18 protein-coding genes are annotated in these 17,364 nt (G+C 62.5%); 1 reads left to right on the plus strand and 17 read right to left on the minus strand.

The features are described 5' to 3' along the window. Positions 1 to 5 precede the first annotated feature (5 nt). The 13 genes from lpxB to FJW08_RS02055 form a co-directional block, all read right to left on the minus strand. Complete coding sequence (gene lpxB / locus FJW08_RS01995; protein WP_140808461.1) at positions 6 to 1,187, minus strand: lipid-A-disaccharide synthase; 1,182 nt, start codon at positions 1,185 to 1,187, stop codon at positions 6 to 8. Next, entirely contained in the window at positions 1,180 to 2,079 is a 900-nt protein-coding gene (locus tag FJW08_RS02000) for an LpxI family protein (RefSeq protein WP_246682160.1), read from the minus strand. The genes lpxB and FJW08_RS02000 overlap by 8 nt, the downstream gene beginning before the upstream one ends. Further along, positions 2,066 to 2,899, minus strand: a complete 834-nt coding sequence (gene lpxA, locus FJW08_RS02005; protein ID WP_140808464.1) for an acyl-ACP--UDP-N-acetylglucosamine O-acyltransferase — start codon at positions 2,897 to 2,899, stop codon at positions 2,066 to 2,068. The genes FJW08_RS02000 and lpxA overlap by 14 nt, the downstream gene beginning before the upstream one ends. Positions 2,900 to 2,912: 13 nt before the next feature. Further along, the gene (gene fabZ / locus FJW08_RS02010; protein ID WP_140757460.1) at positions 2,913 to 3,380 is read right to left on the minus strand and encodes a 3-hydroxyacyl-ACP dehydratase FabZ; all 468 of its coding nucleotides are present in this window, start codon (positions 3,378 to 3,380) and stop codon (positions 2,913 to 2,915) included. Beyond that, positions 3,373 to 4,428: a UDP-3-O-(3-hydroxymyristoyl)glucosamine N-acyltransferase gene (gene lpxD, locus FJW08_RS02015; protein WP_140808466.1), complete on the minus strand. Its 1,056-nt coding sequence runs from the start codon at positions 4,426 to 4,428 to the stop codon at positions 3,373 to 3,375. The genes fabZ and lpxD overlap by 8 nt, the downstream gene beginning before the upstream one ends. 73 nt (positions 4,429 to 4,501) lie before the next feature. Next, on the minus strand, positions 4,502 to 6,877 hold the full coding sequence (bamA, locus tag FJW08_RS02020; protein WP_140808468.1) for an outer membrane protein assembly factor BamA: 2,376 nt from the start codon (positions 6,875 to 6,877) through the stop codon (positions 4,502 to 4,504). Between the two features lie 217 nt (positions 6,878 to 7,094). After that, positions 7,095 to 8,237, minus strand: coding sequence for an RIP metalloprotease RseP (rseP, locus tag FJW08_RS02025; protein WP_140808470.1), 1,143 nt, complete (start codon positions 8,235 to 8,237; stop codon positions 7,095 to 7,097). 97 nt (positions 8,238 to 8,334) lie between these two features. After that, complete coding sequence (locus FJW08_RS02030) at positions 8,335 to 9,150, minus strand: phosphatidate cytidylyltransferase (protein ID WP_140808472.1); 816 nt, start codon at positions 9,148 to 9,150, stop codon at positions 8,335 to 8,337. Continuing rightward, complete coding sequence (locus FJW08_RS02035; RefSeq protein ID WP_140757465.1) at positions 9,147 to 9,881, minus strand: isoprenyl transferase; 735 nt, start codon at positions 9,879 to 9,881, stop codon at positions 9,147 to 9,149. The genes FJW08_RS02030 and FJW08_RS02035 overlap by 4 nt, the downstream gene beginning before the upstream one ends. A 32-nt stretch (positions 9,882 to 9,913) precedes the next feature. Then, positions 9,914 to 10,468 carry a ribosome recycling factor gene (frr, locus tag FJW08_RS02040; RefSeq protein ID WP_027142617.1) on the minus strand — a complete coding sequence of 185 codons (555 nt, stop codon included), beginning with the start codon at positions 10,466 to 10,468 and terminating at the stop codon, positions 9,914 to 9,916. Positions 10,469 to 10,569: 101 nt separating this feature from the next. Beyond that, a complete protein-coding gene (gene pyrH / locus FJW08_RS02045; protein ID WP_140808474.1) occupies positions 10,570 to 11,292 on the minus strand; it encodes a UMP kinase in 723 nt (240 codons plus the stop codon). 152 nt (positions 11,293 to 11,444) lie between these two features. Next, complete coding sequence (locus tag FJW08_RS02050; protein ID WP_140808475.1) at positions 11,445 to 12,554, minus strand: aldo/keto reductase; 1,110 nt, start codon at positions 12,552 to 12,554, stop codon at positions 11,445 to 11,447. Positions 12,555 to 12,590: 36 nt separating this feature from the next. Further along, positions 12,591 to 13,118 (minus strand): nuclear transport factor 2 family protein, encoded by a 528-nt coding sequence (locus FJW08_RS02055; protein WP_140808477.1) that lies wholly within the window; start codon positions 13,116 to 13,118, stop codon positions 12,591 to 12,593. A 117-nt stretch (positions 13,119 to 13,235) separates the two neighbouring features. Between FJW08_RS02055 and FJW08_RS02060 the strand changes: the two genes are divergently transcribed. Further along, positions 13,236 to 14,171: a LysR family transcriptional regulator gene (locus tag FJW08_RS02060; RefSeq protein WP_140808479.1), complete on the plus strand. Its 936-nt coding sequence runs from the start codon at positions 13,236 to 13,238 to the stop codon at positions 14,169 to 14,171. Between the two features lie 13 nt (positions 14,172 to 14,184). Here the strand turns inward: FJW08_RS02060 and tsf are convergent, their stop codons facing one another. From tsf to FJW08_RS02080, 4 genes are all read right to left on the minus strand, one after another. After that, positions 14,185 to 15,105: a translation elongation factor Ts gene (gene tsf, locus FJW08_RS02065; RefSeq protein WP_027142611.1), complete on the minus strand. Its 921-nt coding sequence runs from the start codon at positions 15,103 to 15,105 to the stop codon at positions 14,185 to 14,187. Positions 15,106 to 15,215: 110 nt separating this feature from the next. Next, positions 15,216 to 15,998 carry a 30S ribosomal protein S2 gene (rpsB, locus tag FJW08_RS02070; protein ID WP_023777441.1) on the minus strand — a complete coding sequence of 261 codons (783 nt, stop codon included), beginning with the start codon at positions 15,996 to 15,998 and terminating at the stop codon, positions 15,216 to 15,218. Positions 15,999 to 16,201: 203 nt separating this feature from the next. Next, a complete protein-coding gene (locus FJW08_RS02075) occupies positions 16,202 to 16,480 on the minus strand; it encodes a DUF4031 domain-containing protein (protein WP_140808480.1) in 279 nt (92 codons plus the stop codon). Positions 16,481 to 16,516: 36 nt separating this feature from the next. Next, entirely contained in the window at positions 16,517 to 17,347 is an 831-nt protein-coding gene (locus tag FJW08_RS02080; RefSeq protein ID WP_140757471.1) for a cell envelope integrity EipB family protein, read from the minus strand. Positions 17,348 to 17,364 lie beyond the last annotated feature (17 nt).

Genomic DNA, 17,364 nt, shown 5'->3' on the forward strand with positions numbered 1-17,364 from the left:
ACTGCCTACTCTACTCTACTCACTCTCTTCACGCACCCCATCACCACCTGCGCCGCGATCTCACCAGACGGCTTGTCCGTTGCCATGCGCCGTGAGATCGCGGCAAACCCATCTTTCTGCCAGGTGCGCATGCCACTGTCGGCCAACAGCGCTTCCAGCTGGCGCGCCAGATTGTTCGGTTTGACATACTCGTTGTAAAATTCCGGGATCAACGCGCGATCCGAGATCAGGTTGGGCAGCAGGGCCGACCAGACGGAAACGAGATACGGCGCGACGACACGCGCGACCGGGTCGAGCCGGTAGCAGGAGATCATCGGCACCCCGGACAATGCCAGTTCCAGGGACACCGTGCCGGACGCGATCAACGCGGCGTCGGCCTTGCCGAAGGCCTGCCATTTGCGCTCGGGCTCGAGGATGATCTCGGGTTTCTCGTCCCAGCGCGTGACTGCGGACCGCACGGTATCCGCGACATGCGGCACCGTCGGCAGCATCAGGCGGAGCCGATGCCCGCGAGCCCGCAACATCGACACGGTCTCGCCGAACGGCTCGAGCAGCCGCCTCACCTCGCCGCGCCGCGAGCCGGGCAGGACAAGCAGCGTCTTCACGCGGTCTGGTGATAGATCACGCGGCTGGCCTTGAGCCTTTGCCGCCGAGAGCACGCCCGGATCGTGCGTCAGGCGATGCCCGACATAGGTGCCGGGCGGACCACCTAGCCGATCGAGCTCCTTCACCTCGAATGGCAGGATGCACAGGATGTGGTCGACATAGGGCTTCATCGCCACCGCCCTGCCCGGCCGCCATGCCCAGACGCTCGGGCAGACATAGTGGACGATCGGGATCGACGGGTTGGCCGCGCGCACCTTCTTGGCGACGCGCAGCGAAAAATCGGGGCTGTCGATGGTGACGAGGCAGTCGGGCTTGGCGTCCGCAACGATCCCCGCCAGCTGGCCGATCCGCCGGACCAGGCGCGGCAGGTCACGCAGGACGGCACTGAACCCCATCAGCGCGACCTCGCCGGCGTCGAACGGCGAAACCAGCCCGAGCGCCTGCAGATGGCGGCCGCCGAGCCCGACGAGTTGCACCTCGCGACCTGTTGTCTGGCGGAGCGACCGGACGATGTCGGCGCCAAGCAGGTCGCCCGACTCCTCGCCCGCCACGATCGCGATCTTCAGCGCCCTGTCAGCCATGTTCGGACTCCGCTGCGGCCAGGCCGACGATGAACAGCCCAAGGTCATTGGCACACGAGAGAGTTGCGGGGCCTTCGAGGATCAGGGAGCGTCCCGCCTCAACGGCAATGCCGGCAAGCCCCGCGGCATGCGCTGCCTCAACCGTCTGTGGCCCCATGGAAGGAAGATCCGCGCGCAACTCCTGGCCAGGCTTGGCGCATTTGACCAGAACGCCGCGCGTCTTGCCGGCGATACGGCCGTGGCCGCGCAGCAACCTGGCGCGGTCCAGCAATCCGGCCGTGCCCTCGATGCCTTCAAGCGCAATGGTCCGGCCGCCGATCGCGATCGCCGCCTGGCCGATATCCAGCGCCCCGATGGCCTTTGCCGCGGCGAAACCCGCCTCGATGTCGCGCCAGTCCGATTTCTGAGGCGCGGCCCTGGTCAACACCCCTTCGGCGGCGACAAGGCTCGGCACGATCTCGTGGGCGCCCACGACCTTTATGCCCCGAGCCTCTAGCCCGCGCGCCACCACCTTGAGCAGCCCATCGTCGCCACGCGCCAACGCCATGACAACGAGGGGTACCACGGCGAGCAGGCTGAGGCTTGGACGCAGATGTGTCAGTCTGGGCCTGCGCTTTATCTCGCCGGCAAGCACCAGATGGGTAATCCGGTTGTGCTTGAGCAGCGGAACGAGCGACCCTATCGCCTCCAGGGCAAGGGTCTCATGCTCGTACTGGCGCAACTCCGCCAGGCGGTCGGCCTCGCCGTCCATGAGCACGATGAAGGGCGGATGACCCTGTTCGGCCAAACCGGCAGCGACTTCGACCGGAAGGCTGCCACCGCCGGCGATGATGCCGACCCTGGCATCAGGCGGGAGACCAAGACCAGCCGCGGCTGTCTCAGCCTTCGTCATCGGTATCGTCGCCATCGCCGCCCTTGAGCGATGGCACCGCATAGTGCCGCTTGCCGCGACTGCTGATGAAGTCGATGATCTTCATCGCTGTCGGCGACGAGGCGAACTCCGCTTTGGCCAATTCGATGTTCTCGCCGACTGTGCGGGAGCGGTCGAAGATCGTCTTGTAGGCCTTGCGCAGCAGATAGATCTCCGAACGCGGCAGACCGGCGCGCTTGAGGCCGATGATGTTCAAGCCGCGCAAGCTGGCGCGGTTACCGACCGCGATGGCATAGGGAATGACATCGCCGACAAAAGCCGAGCACCCGCCAAGAAAGGCGTTGTCGCCTACACGCACGAATTGATGGACTGCGCTGAGGCCGCCGATATAGACATTGTTGCCGATCTCGCAGTGGCCGCCCAATGTCGCTCCATTGGCGAAGGTAGCGTTGTTGCCGACGACGCAGTCATGGGCGATATGGGCGTAGGCCAGAAAATTGCCATTGTCGCCCACCGTCGTTTCGCCGCGGCTGGTGTCGGTGCCGACATGCATGGTCACGCCTTCGCGGATGGTGCAGTTGGCGCCGATGACGAGTGTGGTGCGGCCGCCCTTGTGCTTGGTATTCTGCGGCGGTCCGCCCAGGATCGCCATCGGATAGGCCTTGGTCGACGCTCCGATAGTGGTCGCGCCCATCACCGAGACATGGCTGACCAGTTCGACACCGTCACCGATCACAGCGTCGCCGCTGACATGGCAGAACGGCCCAATGCGCACACCCTGGCCGATTTGGGCGCCTTCTTCCACGATGGAGGAAGGATGGATTGACGTCTTGATTTTCATAAGCACTCGATCGTCAGTCGCCGGTGACCATCATGGCTGAAATCTCGGCCTCGGCCGCCTTGGTACCTTCGACCAGGGCTTCGCAGGCGAATTTGAGCAGGTTGCCGCGCTTCTTGATTTTCTTGACATGGATCTTCAACTGGTCGCCGGGAACGACCGGTTTGCGGAATTTGGCGTTGTCGATGGTCAGGAAATAGACCAGCGACGGTTTCGACGCTCCGAGGCTTCGGATGCAGATGGCGCCGGCCGTCTGCGCCATGGCCTCGACGATCAGTACGCCCGGCATCACCGGCTGCTCCGGGAAATGCCCCTGAAAATGCGGCTCGTTTATGGTCACGTTCTTGATGCCGATGGCGGATTCGTCACCATCGATGTCGACGATGCGGTCGATCATGAGGAAGGGATAACGGTGCGGCAGGAGCTTCATCAGCCCCAGTATGTCGACCGCTTCCAGCGTTGTCGCCGCCACCATGTCAGCCATTGTCCTTGCCCTGCTTGCGTGCCCTGGCCATCGTGCGCAACATGGCTATCTCTCGCATGGCTTCCGCCATCGGCTGTGCCGGATAGCCACCCCATATCTCGCCGGCGGGAACATTGCTCATAAATCCACTTCTGGCGGCAAGCTTGGCACCTGAACCAATCGTCAGATGATCCGCAAGCCCGACGCCGCCGCCCATGGTGACATTGTCACCCACCACGACGGAACCGGAAATACCTGAAAGCCCGGCTACTATGCAATTGCGGCCGATGCGGACGTTATGGGCGATCTGCACGAGATTGTCGATCTTGGTGCCTTGCCCGATGATCGTATCGGACATGGCGCCGCGATCGACTGTGGAATTGGAGCCGATCTCGACATCGTCCTGGATGATGACACGTCCGATCTGTGGAACACGCTCCGGTCCCTTGGCGCCGCCGACAAAGCCGAATCCGTCCTGGCCGATCCTGGCGCCACCATGGATGATGACCCGATTGCCGATCAGCGCGTACTGGATACTGGCGCCCGGGCCGACATAGCCGTCACGGCCGATCTGGCAGGACTGTCCGATGACGGCGTTTGGCGCAATGACGGTGCCGCCGCCGATCGAGACGCCTGGGCCGATGACAGCGCCGGCCTCGATGACAGCGCCGGCTTCGACATGCGCGGTCGGGTCGATATGGGCATGCGGCGAAACGCCGGTCTCACCGGTCATTGGCCCCGGCGTGGCGGCTGTCGGGAACAAGAGGCGCCCAACCAGCGCGAAAGCCTGTTGCGGCCGTGGATGGATCAGGACAGCGATGCCGGCAGGCGCCTTGTTTGCGAAGTCCGCCGGACACAGGACCGCCGCCGCCCGCAGCGACGGCATCAGCGCTGAATTGCGTTTGCCGTCGACGAAGACGAGCGCGTTGGCGCCACCTTCATGAGCTGGCGCCAGCGCTTCGATCGAAACGTCGGATTGGCCGGAATCGACAAGCACCGAGCCGGTCAGATTCGCGACTTCGGCCGCCGTATACCGGCGTGATGGCGCGAAGAACACCGGATCGGTCATTCCAGAAGCTATATCCAGCTAGGTCGGAACATTTCTCCCGGATCCAAAACCCGGGAGCATCGTTGGCCGCCGATCAGAAGCGGGTCGATATGCCGAAGTTGAATTCCTGCACGTCGTCTTTGGCTTCCTTCTTGACCGGGATCGCATAGTCGATACGGATCGGCCCGAACGGCGAGGCCCACATCAGGCCGAGACCGACCGAGGCGCGCACTTTCATGCCGGTAGAATCTTGATCGACCAGGCCAGTGGCAAGCTTGCTGCCATAGAGCGTCGCCGCATCGGCGAACACCGCACCACGCAAACCGAAGCTCTCCGGAACAACCGGCAACGGAAACTGGGCTTCCGCCGACGCGTTGAAGTAGGTCGTGCCGCCGAGATGGTCACCGCTTGTACCGGAAGCGACCGGGCCGATACCACCGTAGGCAAAGCCGCGGATCATGCGGTCGGTGCTCTGGAAGTGATCGAATACGCGCAAATCGCCGTTGCCATACCCCTCGACATGACCGGCGCCACCCGAAATCAATCCCACCAGATCAAGCTGTTCCGACAGCGTCTGATAGATGCTGCCGCGTCCTGTGACCTTCACGAACTTGGCATCGCCACCAAGGCCAGCAACTTCCACCGTCGTGTTGGCGTAAATACCTTCATGCGGGTTCTTCATATCGTCGATGGTGTTGTAGACCAACCCCAGACTGACCGACGACTTGACCCACGGACTTTGGTTTTCTATGGCATCCAGAATGGCTGCCGAAATGTTGCAGGTACCTTGCGGTACCGCGTCAGTGGGATTGCAACCTTTGTCGACCTTATACTTCTCCTGCGAGATATTATACGCCAACTGGGTCGTGATGCTGTTGGTGATCGGCAGTCCGAACCGGATCGTCGCGCCCGTGGTGTCGCTGTCGTAGTTGTTGTTGTACTGCCTCGTCGACTTGTAGATGTCGAAACCGGCGGCGATGCGCCGCCCGAGGAAATAGGGTTCGGTGAAGGACAGGCTGTAATCGCGCGAGTTCTTGCCGCCGCCGGCGGACACCTTGATGAACTGGCCGCGACCGAGGAAGTTGCGCTCGGTGATCGACCCTTCGACGGACGGTCCGGCCGTATCGCCACCGGTCGAATAGCCGGCGCCAACCGAGAATTCACCCGTCGACTTCTCGACCACGTCAACCACCAGCACGACCTGATCAGGGGCCGAGCCAGGCACCGTCGAAATGTCGACTTTGTCAAAGTAATTGAGGTCTTCCAGACGCTTCTTCGCGCGCTGGATGAGCACCTGGTTGAACGCGTCGCCTTCGCTGACATCGAATTCGCGGCGAATGACATAGTCACGCGTCCGATCGTTGCCGCGGATCTCGATGCGCTCGACATAGGCCTTGGTGCCCTGGTCGACCGTGTAGACCACCGAAATCGTATGGTTCTCGAAGTTGCGGTCGCCACGCGGCGTCACCTGCGCGAACGCGTAGCCGGAACCGGCCACCTTCTCGGTCAGGGCAATGATGGAGTCTTCGACATTCTTGGCATTGTAGACATCGCCCTTGCGGGTTTCGACCACCGATTCCAGAGACTTGGAGTCCACTTCCGGGATCGTGCTTTCGACGCTGATGTCGCCGAAAGTATAGCGCTCGCCTTCCTGGACGGTGATGGTGACCGTGTATTTGTTGGTCGCATTGTCGAGCTCGCCGACAGCGGACACGACCTGGAAATCGGCGTAGCCGTGATTGAAGTAGAAGCGGCGCAGCAGTTCCTGGTCGGCGCGCAGCTTGTCTTCATCATAAACGTCGTCGCGCAGGATGAACGAGACCCAGGATGAGCGCTTGGTGTTGATCACGTCCGACAGGCGGCGGCTCGAATAGGCGCTGTTGCCGACGAAATTGATTGCCGCGATCTGCGTGCGATCGCCTTCGGTGATGTGGAACACCACATTCACGCGGTTGTCGCCAAGCTCCATGATCTGTGCGGTCACGCCGGCATCGTCACGGCCGATGCGCCTGTAAGCGGCCTTGACCGCCTCGACGTCCGAATCGAGCGTAGCCTGAGAGAACGTGCCGCGCGGCTTCAGCTGAACTGCCGCCTGAAGCGCGTTGTCCTTGAGCTTCTTGTTGCCCTGGAACAGCACCTGGTTGACGACCTTGTATTCCGAAACCTTGACCACCAGGGTCGAGCCGACCTGGTTGATCTGGACATCCGAGAACAGTCCGGTGCCGAACAGCGCCTTGACCGCGCTATCGACATCGGAGCTGGAGAAGGCCTTGCCGGGCTTGATGGTGATGTAGTTGCGGATGGTATCGGCGTCGACACGCTGGTTGCCGCTCACCTCCACCCTGCTTACGACAGCGGCTTCGGCCGCCGATGTGGCAACGAACTGCACTGCGAACGCACCGGGTACGACCAGAGCGGCGGACAGTGCCGCCGCTGACGCGGCGTTTAGAAACTTGGATGCTGCCTTCATCGGGCTTAATAACCTTTTCTCGTAGTCCCCACGGCGAGAAAACCGGACGTGCGGTCATTTCCCCTACCGTATTAACCGGATTTTCCCTACACGCAAGGCTTCTGGTTAATTTGTATTTACTTAACCCTGTTGCGTGGCTTTCGCGTCACTCATATCCCCGTGCATGGTAAACGGCGTCTCAACATCGACCATGCCCGGGCCAAATTCCTTCATGATTTCAGCACCCAAAGAGATCGTTCCAGAACACGAACCCCATGAAGCACAGCACCAGAAGCAGACCGGCCCGATAGGCCATTTCCATCATCCGTTCCGACACCGGCCGGCGGATGACGGCCTCCACCCCGTAGAACAACAGGTGGCCGCCGTCGAGGGGGGGAATCGGCAAAAGGTTTAGAATGCCTATCCCAACGGAGAGCAGCGCGACGAGCTGCACCAGCCACTCGAAACCGAGTTTGGCAGCCTTGCCGGCCATGCCGGCGATCTTGACCGGACCACCCAACTGGCACTTGTCCTCGCGCCCGACGACGAAGCGCTGCAGAAACTGGCCAGTGCGCTCGATGACGTGGCCCGTTTCCTCAACGGCCGCCGCAACGGCTCCCACCGGAGTGTATGTGATGAGACGAGGCTGGCCGAGTTCCTTGTTGTTGACGACGCCGATTACCGCGACCTTGATCTTGTTGCCGAGCGCGTCCTCCTGCTCCATCAGCTGCGGCGACGCGGTCACCGTGACCTCCTTGCCGTTGCGCAGCATGACGAAGGTGATGGTATCGCCGGCGCGGCCCGAGACCAGCCGCTGCACGTCGCCGAAGGTTTCGACCTTGCTGCCGTCGACGCTGACGAATCGGTCTCCAGGCAAAATGCCGGCCTTGGCCGCGGGACTGCCAGTTGTAACCTCCGCCACCATGGGCTCCGCGACATAACGCCCATAGGAGGCAAACAGCACGGAAAAGACGACGATCGTCAGCAGGAAGTTGAACAGCGGGCCGGCCACCACAGTTGCCGCGCGCTTCCAGATCGCCTGGGTGTGGAAGGCAACCTTGCGTTCCTCGTCGGTCAGCGTTTCGAGCTCGTCCGATGTCGGCTTGCTTGAGGTGGCGCTCATGTCGCCGACAAACTTGACATAACCGCCTAGCGGTATGGCGCAAAGCTTCCAGCGCGTACCGTGCCTGTCGTTGAAGCCGACGAGCTCCGGACCGAAGCCGATCGAGAAGGCCCTGACCCCGATGCCGCACCAGCGGCCGACGAGGTAGTGGCCCATCTCGTGAACGAACACCACCACGGTCAGCACAAAGAGAAACGGCACGAGCGTGCCGAGAAAGAGGCCTTCCGTGCTGAAAATCGCGTGAAGAATCTCGTTCAACTCAAGCCCTCAAATTCTTCCGCGGTCGCTGCATGACTGTGACATCAATACAGGCGAATCCAAGGCACGTTCGCGCCAGATCGTGGAATGACACCGTTCAAATGGGAAACAGTCCCTGTGCCGGATGATTGGCGCCCACCAAAATCCAACCGATGACGTATAGGGCAAGAGCGGCCGCGACAAGCCCGTCGACACGATCCATGATGCCGCCATGGCCAGGAATGAGCACGCCCGAATCCTTGCGGTCATGCCGCCGTTTGACCCAGGATTCGAACAGGTCGCCAGCCTGGGCGACAACAGACAGAACCAGCGCCACAAGGCTAAGCAAAGCCAGGTTGCCGGCGCCGGCAATGGCTGCCAGCAGAAGTCCCGCGACGACGCCACCGACCGCCCCGCCGAGCGCGCCGCTGCGCGTCTTGCCTGGCGAAATCGACGGCGCCAGTTTGGGCCCGCCGAAGGCGCGCCCAACGAAATAGGCGAAAATGTCGGTCGCCCAGACGACAGCGAACAGGAACAGGATGGCGACGAGACCCGAATGATCGCCATCGCGCAGCAGGGCAAGCGACAGGCCCGACACACAGGCATAGGCAAGGCCGCCGGCGTCCCACTGGCCGATCTTGCGGATTCCCGCGGTGGCTGCCGCTATCGCAACCAGAATCACCACGAGCGGCAGCAGCCAAAATGCGGACACGCCGGCAATCAGGGCGCCGACGAAAATGACCATCAGCGCTTCCGGCAGGAAACCAAGCCCGTCGGCCGCGGCGGGCCGCGCCATGCGTGTCCACTCATAAAAGATCATTGCCGCCATCGCGGTGCACAGCAGCCGGAAAGGCAGGCCGCCAAGCCAGGTCAGGCCAAGGGTGACAATGGCCAGCACGACCGCCGAAATCACACGCAGCTGAAGGTTGCTCATCCCGCGGCCGGTCGCGAAGCGACGTCTTGCGGACCCAGTCCGCCGAAGCGGCGCTCGCGGCCGGCATATTCACGCAAGGCCTCGGCGAAGTGCTCACGGTTGAAGTCCGGCCAGTAGCACGGCAGGAAGACGAGCTCGCTGTAGGCGGCCTGCCACAAGAGGAAGTTGGACAAGCGAAGCTCGCCGCTGGTGCGGATGACCAACTCCGGATCGGGAATGCCTTGCGTATCGAGAGAGCCGGCAAAGCTTTCGGCGGTGATCGCCTCGCTGTCGATTTCACCGCGCGCCACCGCCTCGGCGAGCTTGCGCGCCGTGCGGACGATCTCGTCGCGCCCGCCGTAGTTGAAGGCGATCACCAGCGTCAGCGAGGTGTTGTGGATCGTCAGCGATTCGGCTTCGTCGAGCAGCCCTCTGATGTCCGCCTGCAGCCCTGCCCGGTCGCCGATGATCCTGACCCGCACGCCGCTCTGGTGCAGCTCGGCAAGGTCGCGACGGATGAACAGCTTCAACAGGCCCATAAGATCGCTGACCTCGGACTTCGGTCGCGACCAGTTCTCCGACGAGAAAGCATAGACGGTCAGGAAGGAGATTCCGAGGCCGGGGGCAGCACGCACAGCCTTGCGCAGCGCCTCGACGCCGGCGCGATGACCCGCGAGCCTCGGCATGCCGCGCGCCTTGGCCCAGCGTCCATTTCCATCCATGATGATCGCGACATGCGCGGGCGTTGTCATGATCTCGCTTTCGGGTCAGCCAAGGGCCAACCCTAAACCTGCATGATTTCAGCTTCCTTGTCGGAAAGCAGATGATCGATAGTGCTGATGGTTTCGTCGGTAAGTTTCTGGACCTGGTCGGAACGCTTGCGCTGATCGTCCTCGCTAATGTCGCCGTCCTTCTCCGCTTTCTTCAGGAAATCCATGCCGTCACGGCGCACATGGCGCGCGGCGACACGCGCGTTCTCGGCATAGCCGTGCGAAATTTTGACCAGCTCCTTGCGGCGCTGTTCGTTGAGCTCCGGCAGCGGAATCCTCAGATTGGTGCCGTCGACGATCGGGTTGAAGCCCAGATTGGATTCCCGGATCGCGCGGTCGACCGCACCGACCATCGACTTGTCCCAGACCGAGACCGAGATCATGCGGGGCTCCGGCACGGTAACGTTGGCCACCTGATTGATCGGCATGGTGGTGCCATAGGCTTGCACCTGGATCGCGTCGAGCAAGTTGCTTGAGGCGCGACCGGTCCGCAGCGAGGCCAGATCATGCTTGAACGCCGCGATTGCCCCATCCATGCGTCGCTTGAGATCGTCGTACTCACCACTCATGTTAGTCTCCTCGACCCGTCTGCCGCGGGTTCACTGCTTCGGGGCAAAACCCCGTGTTCGAGCCCGATTTCGAAATCCGGTTTCCCTTCTTCGGCCCCGGATCACTCGTCCGCGACGACCGTACAGCGGCCGCCGCCCCTCAGAATATCGCCGAAACCACCTTTTTCGTGGATCGAATAGACGATTATCGGAATGTTGTTTTCGCGCGCAAGTGCAATCGCAGCCGTATCCATGATCGAAAGCCCTCGATTTATGACCTCGGCATGGCTGATGCGCTCGAAACGTGTCGCATTCGGGTCCTTTTTCGGGTCGGCAGAATAGACGCCGTCGACTTGCGTGCCCTTGAACAGCGCGTCTGCGCCGATCTCGGCCGCGCGGAGCGCGGCAGCCGAATCAGTGGTGAAGAACGGATTGCCGGTGCCGCCGGCGAAGATCACCACCTTGCCCTGGTTCATGTAGGCGGTCGCCTGGCGCTGCGAAAAGCTCTCGCAAAGCTCGGGCATGGCAATCGCAGACAGCACGACGGCGTCGACGCCGATCTTGTTCAGAGACGTGCGCAGTGCCAGCGAATTTATGACCGTGGCAAGCATGCCCATATGGTCGCCGGTGACGCGGTCGCCGCCCTTGGAGGCGACGGCCACGCCGCGAAAGATATTGCCACCGCCAATGACGACACCCACCTCGATGCCCAGCGCGCGCGCCTCGGCGATATCGGCGGCGATGCGGTCCACGACCGAGACGTCGATGCCGAAATGCTGCTCGCCCATCAACGCTTCGCCCGAAGCTTTCAGCAGAACACGTCGGTAGAGGGGCTTCGCCGTCATCTGGTTCCTCGAAAATCCCGGCGCGGCAAGCTCTGAAGGCGAAAAAGACCTCCTGCTTCGCCCGGCGGTGCTGTCATGACGGGTTGACCGGATACACGAAGGGCGCAGCGATGTCACGCCGCGCCCTTGTGCAAAATTCCAGGCTTTTTGGATCAGGTGCTGCTGATGGCAACGGCCTCGCCTTCGACCACGACCGGCGATGCATAGCCGGACGGCTTGTCGCCGGTCACGACACCGCAGGCGACACGAACCTGGATCTCGGGACCGAAATAGGAATGCGGGAATGGCGCCGGCGTGCCGCTCACCTTGTCCAGCCGCTGACGAAGCGCGGGCGGTATGGAGAAATCGAGCGCCGCAAGATTGTCCTGCAACTGCGAAAGCCGCGTTGCCCCAAGGATGACAGTGGCGATTCCCGGCTGTGTCGCCACCCAGTTGAGCGCCACCTGAGCCATGCCGCGGCCGAGTTCGGCGGCGACTTTTTCCAACTCCGCCACGACAGTCCAGTTGTGCTCGGTGAATTTCTGGAAGCCCGGATGGGTGGTGTTGCGGAAACCGTCGAGCCGGCCGGCATTGCCCGCTTGCACCGGGCGGTATTTGCCACTCAACAGCCCGCTGGCCAGCGGGCTCCAGACCATGATGCCGACGCCATGGCGTGTCCCGAATGGCACGAATTCATGCTCGATGGCACGCTCCGCCAGCGAGTATTCGAGTTGCAACGCCGAGATCGGCTCATAGCCGCGCAGTTCGGCGATCGCCTGCGCCCGCCCGGCATACCAGGCCGGCACGTCGGACAGGCCGATGTGACGTATCTTGCCTGCCCGAACCAGATCGTCGAGCGTACGCAGCACCTCCTCGGCCGGCGTCAGCCTGTCCCAGATATGCATGAGATAGAGATCGATGTAGTCGGTACCCAGCCGCTTCAGCGAGGCGTCGACGGCACGCATGATGTTCTTGCGGCCGTTGCCGCCGGCGTTCGGATTGCCGGGGTTCGAGTTCATGGTGAATTTGGTGGCGATCACCGCCTTGTCGCGCAAGCCCCGCTCGGCCACGAATTCACCGAGCCAGGTCTCGGCCGTGCCGCCGGTATAAAGGTCGGCGGTGTCGAAGAAATTGCCGCCGGCCTCGACATAGGCGTCGAACATCGCGCGCGCCGTATCCCGGTCCGCGCCCCAGCCCCATTCCGTGCCGAAGGTCATCGTGCCCAGTGCCAGCCGGCTGACGCGCAGGCCGCTATTGCCGAGTGTGTAGTAGCTCATCGTCATTGTCTTCTCCGATCCTGCTCCGGTTGATGCGAGGCGTCATTGGCCTGGGGTCGTCTTGACCCAGGGATTGCCGCGTTCATGCGTCATGCGGAAGGTGAAGCCGTCGACCTTCCAGGCGGTGCCGGAACGCGTCAAGTGGTGCTCATATGTGCCCCAGACTTCCCAGAGCGGATCGCCATTGCCCTCCATCCGGTTCCAGGCGTAGCCGTTCGACAGAACAGTCGCCGTGTCCGCCCCGAGGACGACCTGGTGATTGGTGCGCAGGTGCAGGCTGGTCTTGCTGCCCTTGAGGTTACCTGCCCAGGCGCCGATCAGATCGTCGGAGGCAATGTTGGCCGCGGGCTGACCCGACAGGCTGCTGAAGTCGGCGGTGACCCGGTCGGCGAAATAGCTGCGCGCGCGTTTCCAGTCCTGCGCGTCGACGGCGCGATCGCTGGCATCGGCGATACGAATGACGGCGCGTTCATCGGCAAGGGCCTGCCAGCCGGTCGGTTCGGCACCACCGGCATCGACGGGTGCCAAGGCAAGGCCTGCGGCGAAGGTAACGTGTTTCAAGGCATTCATGTCTCTTCTCCTTTGTGCCACCAGCCCGATCGCCGATGTGTTGGCGACAATGTGGACCTCTGCCTCGGCGTCGATAAGATTGCATGATCTGCATGGACTATGCGATGTAGGTCATGAATGGACCGGGACCTGCTCGCCCACCTGCCTGTCATCGTTGCCGTCGCCCGGCGCGGCGGTTTCGCGCTTGCCGCGGCTGAACTCGGCATGAGCCCTTCGGCGGTCAGCCATGCGGTGCGCCTCGTCGAGGAGCGGATCGGCCAGCCGCTGTTTGCGCGCACGACTCGCAGCGTTTCGCTCACCGAGGCCGGCAAGGCGCTGGTGGAAACGGCGGCCCCTGCCCTCCAGGATATTGCCGAGCGGATGGAGCGTATCCGCAGCGTCAAGGGCAGGCCGTCCGGCCTGCTCAGGATCAACGCCTCCAACATCGCGATCCCATTGGCTGTGACGCAGGTCGTCGCCGCGATGGCCGAGCGCTATCCAGACATTACGGTCGAGATTTTTGCCGATCAGGGATTGGTCGACATCGTCGGCGAAGGCTTTGACGCCGGCATCCGGCTCGGCGAGATGATAGCGCAGGACATGGTGGCGATCCGACTGACGCAGCCCTTCAAGGTCGTCATCGTCGCCTCTCCCGCCTATATCGGGCGACGTGGCCGTCCGCGCCGCGTAGCCGATCTCGCGAACCATAATTGCATCGGGTACCGGCTTGTCCGTTCGGGCGCTCTCTATCGCTGGGATTTGACCGAGGATGGCAAGGATGTGGTCATGGAGACCAGCGGTACGGCCATCGTGACGGACTCGCTCGCCGCCATTGATCTGGCGCTCGCCGGCGTCGGCCTCGCCTATATGTTCGAGCCGCTGGCGCGCGCGGATCTTGCAGCCGGGCGCCTGGTGCAGGTCCTGCCGCAATCGGCGATCGAGGAACCCGGCCTTTTCCTCTACTTCCCGCGCCGCGCGGCAATGGCGCCGAAGCTCAGGGCCTTCATCGACACCGCAAACGAAATCGGCCGGGCATCCCCGCGGACGCCCGGCCGAAAAACACAGTCGCAATAATGCGGTAGGACGCTTACTTCTTGACCGCCGCCGCGACTTCCGCGGCGAAATCGGACTCTTCCTTCTCGATGCCCTCGCCAAGCGCGAAGCGCAGATAAGCCGTGATCTTGGCCGGCGCGCCGATTTCCTTTTCGGCATCCTTCAGCGCCTTCTCGACGGTGATGTCGGGATTGAGCACGAACGCCTGCTTCAAGAGCACGACTTCCTCATAGAACTTGCGCAGGCGACCCTCGACCATCTTTTCGATGATGGCTTCCGGCTTGCCCGACTGACGCGCCTGGTCGGAGAAGATTGCCTTCTCGCGCTCGACAGCTGCCGGGTCGATCTGCTCTGCGGTCAGCGCCATCGGGTTGGTGGCGGCGACATGCATGGCGACCTGGCGGCCAAAGGCGTTGGCGGCGTGCTCATTGCCCGTGGTCTCGATCGCGACCAGCACGCCGAGCTTGCCAAGGCCGTCGGCAACCGAATTGTGGACGTAGGTAGCAACCGCGCCGTGCGGAACGGTCAGCTTGGCCGAGCGGCGAAAGCCAAGGTTCTCGCCGATGGTGCCGACAGCGTCCTTGATGGTGTCCGTGACCGACTTGTCCGAACCCGGATATTTCGCGGCGGCCACAGCTTCGGTCGTGCCATAGGCAAGCGCGACCTTGGCGACGTTGGCGACGATTTCCTGGAAGGCGGCATTGCGGGCGACGAAATCGGTCTCGGAATTCACCTCGACGACGGCGGCTTCACGCACGCCGTTGTCGACGCCGATCAGGCCTTCGGCGGCGGTGCGGCCAGCCTTCTTGTCGGCCTTGGAAATGCCCTTCTTGCGCAGCCAGTCGACGGCCTCTTCCATGTTGCCGTTGGTCTCGTTCAACGCCGCCTTGCAGTCCATCATGCCCGCGCCGGTCAAGTCGCGGAGTTCTTTGACCTGTGCAGCCGAAATGCTCATTGTCGCCTCTTTGTTTCAAATGCGCCGACGCACCATCGAATCTCGACGGTGCGTCTGTTTAGCGTGCCAAAATATGAGAAAGATGAAGGCCGCAAGCCGGCCTTCGATTATCAAGCCTCGGGGGCTTCCGACGCCGGAGCCGGATCGAGCGCCGGTTCGACCGGAGCTTCGACGGAAGCGCCGATGTCGACGCCGAGCGCGCCCTGCTGACGGGCGATGCCGTCGATCGCAGCCTTGGCGATCAGGTCGCAATAGAGCTGGATGGCGCGGGCCGCGTCGTCATTGCCGGGGATCGGGAAGTCGATCTTGTCCGGATCGCAGTTCGAATCGATGATAGCGACCACCGGTATGCCCAGGCGCTTCGCCTCGAGGATGGCGATCGCCTCCTTATTGGTGTCGATCACGAACATCAGGTCGGGCGTCGAGCCCATGTCCTTGATGCCGCCGAGCGCCTTGTCGAGCTTCTCGCGCTCGCGGTCGAGGTTCAGGCGTTCCTTCTTGGTCAGGCCTTGCGCCTCGCCGGCCAGCATCTCGTCGAGCTTGCGCAGGCGCTGGATCGAGTTCGAGATCGTCTTCCAGTTGGTCAGCATGCCGCCGAGCCAACGCGAATTGACGTAGTACTGGGCCGAACGCTGCGCCGCATCGGCGACGATGTCCGACGCCTGGCGCTTGGTGCCGACGAACAGCACGCGGCCGCCCTTGGCAACGGTGTCTGAAACCTGCTTCAGCGCCTGGTGCAGCAAAGGCACCGTCTGCGAGAGGTCGATGATGTGGATGTTATTGCGGGCGCCGTAGATGTAGGGCGCCATCTTCGGGTTCCAGCGGTGGGTCTGGTGGCCGAAGTGAATGCCAGCTTCCAAAAGCTGACGCATGCTGAAATCAGGCAGTGCCATTCTCATTTCCTTTCCGGTTAGCCTCCACGGACACAGGCATTTTTGGACCGAAGTCCTTGAACGCCACCGGAGGTTTCAGCCGGATTTCTCCCGGGCAGACACCAAAGTCCGTGTGTGGAATGAGCGGGCATATAGAGGGGAAGTGCGCTAAACGCAAGCGCCGCGGCATCCGTGGCGTGACATGCGACGATACGGCCCTGTCCTCAGCGCTTTACCTTTCCGTTGGGTACCCGCACGCGCCTGAAGATCGCGACGATCTCCTCGCGGCTGCATTCGATCGCGCCGAGCCTCACCGCGCGGTCGCGCTCGAAGCCGGTTATGTCATAGTGTGGCGCCGATGTCCTGGGCGGCCCCTGGTAGGACGAGCGCTTCACGCCAAGCTGGGCTGCGAACCGATGCAGCTCTTCGGTGTCGTCGGCCATCAGATGGCACCAGCGATGGCCTGCCCACTTCCAGATCGCCGCATCGACATAGACCGCCATCAGGCCCGCCGCGGCCAACTCAGTTGCGCATCGTTGCTATTTCGATACCGGACAAGGCTTTGTCTGGTCGAACAGCGACAGGTTGACCAGCTTGCCGGTCATGGAGAAGTCGCCATAGTCCATGACGAGATCACGGGTGATGCCGTTCTCGTGCAGCTTGAAGCTGATCCGGTATTCCGGCACTTCCTCGCCCTTCTGGGCGCTGTCGTCGAAATAGGCGATGTCGACCGGCCAATATTTATCGGTGGCAAGCTTCGCCAGAGCCGGCGCTTCCGGATCGGCCTTGTCGGCTTCGGTCTTCTTGCCGACGACAACCGTGGTCGTCATCACTTTGTTGGCGTCCTCCGAGCCGTCGAACAGGTTGGTCTGGTAGAAGGTTTCGCCTTTTTCGGCCTTGCCGATCAGCTCGACCAGATGCTGGGTCGGAAACTGGGTGGCAGCGAGTTCAAGACTGTTCTTCTCCGGCTTGTCGATATCGACCTTCAGCCCCTTGGCATTCTTTGTCGCGACGCCCTTGACCTCCTTGTCGAGGTTCTGGTCGACGAAGGACTTCGTCACGAAAGAAAACATCTTGCCTTCCGCATCCTCGAAGGTGGTGGTCTGCTGGTCGGTCAGCTTCGTGTTGTCGCTGGTCGCGATCTGCGTGACGAAACGGAATTTCACCGTATAGCCCTCGCAGGCGGAGCCGTTGAACTCGTAGACCATACGGCCGGTGATACCGGTGATGCCGGATCGATCATCCGCTTTCTTGAGGGTGAGATCGTAGACGGCGCGATGCGCCTGCAGCGCCGGTACGGCAAAAGCGGAGCCCACGGGGAAGAGCGCCGACAACAGAACGGCGTGGAATGCAAGGCGCGATGCGCGCATGAGGTACTCCAATCGTC

Origin of the sequence: Mesorhizobium sp. B3-2-1 (assembly GCF_006439515.1) — a bacterium.
Lineage (GTDB): Bacteria > Pseudomonadota > Alphaproteobacteria > Rhizobiales > Rhizobiaceae > Mesorhizobium.

Bases quoted from the DNA above. Each gene is read 5' to 3' on its own strand.
- FJW08_RS02080 (WP_140757471.1), bottom strand. From the start codon at position 17,347: ATGCGCGCATCGCGCCTTGCATTCCACGCCGTTCTGTTGTCGGCGCTC.
- lpxB (WP_140808461.1), bottom strand. From the start codon at position 1,187: ATGGCTGACAGGGCGCTGAAGATCGCGATCGTGGCGGGCGAGGAGTCG.
- FJW08_RS02035 (WP_140757465.1), bottom strand. From the start codon at position 9,881: ATGACAACGCCCGCGCATGTCGCGATCATCATGGATGGAAATGGACGC.
- FJW08_RS02030 (WP_140808472.1), bottom strand. From the start codon at position 9,150: ATGAGCAACCTTCAGCTGCGTGTGATTTCGGCGGTCGTGCTGGCCATT.
- FJW08_RS02050 (WP_140808475.1), bottom strand. From the start codon at position 12,554: ATGACGATGAGCTACTACACACTCGGCAATAGCGGCCTGCGCGTCAGC.
- lpxA (WP_140808464.1), bottom strand. From the start codon at position 2,899: ATGAAAATCAAGACGTCAATCCATCCTTCCTCCATCGTGGAAGAAGGC.
- FJW08_RS02075 (WP_140808480.1), bottom strand. From the start codon at position 16,480: ATGGCGGTCTATGTCGATGCGGCGATCTGGAAGTGGGCAGGCCATCGC.
- lpxD (WP_140808466.1), bottom strand. From the start codon at position 4,428: ATGACCGATCCGGTGTTCTTCGCGCCATCACGCCGGTATACGGCGGCC.
- fabZ (WP_140757460.1), bottom strand. From the start codon at position 3,380: ATGGCTGACATGGTGGCGGCGACAACGCTGGAAGCGGTCGACATACTG.
- tsf (WP_027142611.1), bottom strand. From the start codon at position 15,105: ATGAGCATTTCGGCTGCACAGGTCAAAGAACTCCGCGACTTGACCGGC.
- pyrH (WP_140808474.1), bottom strand. From the start codon at position 11,292: ATGACGGCGAAGCCCCTCTACCGACGTGTTCTGCTGAAAGCTTCGGGC.
- bamA (WP_140808468.1), bottom strand. From the start codon at position 6,877: ATGAAGGCAGCATCCAAGTTTCTAAACGCCGCGTCAGCGGCGGCACTG.
- FJW08_RS02060 (WP_140808479.1), top strand. From the start codon at position 13,236: ATGGACCGGGACCTGCTCGCCCACCTGCCTGTCATCGTTGCCGTCGCC.
- rpsB (WP_023777441.1), bottom strand. From the start codon at position 15,998: ATGGCACTGCCTGATTTCAGCATGCGTCAGCTTTTGGAAGCTGGCATT.
- FJW08_RS02000 (WP_246682160.1), bottom strand. From the start codon at position 2,079: ATGACGAAGGCTGAGACAGCCGCGGCTGGTCTTGGTCTCCCGCCTGAT.
- frr (WP_027142617.1), bottom strand. From the start codon at position 10,468: ATGAGTGGTGAGTACGACGATCTCAAGCGACGCATGGATGGGGCAATC.
- FJW08_RS02055 (WP_140808477.1), bottom strand. From the start codon at position 13,118: ATGAATGCCTTGAAACACGTTACCTTCGCCGCAGGCCTTGCCTTGGCA.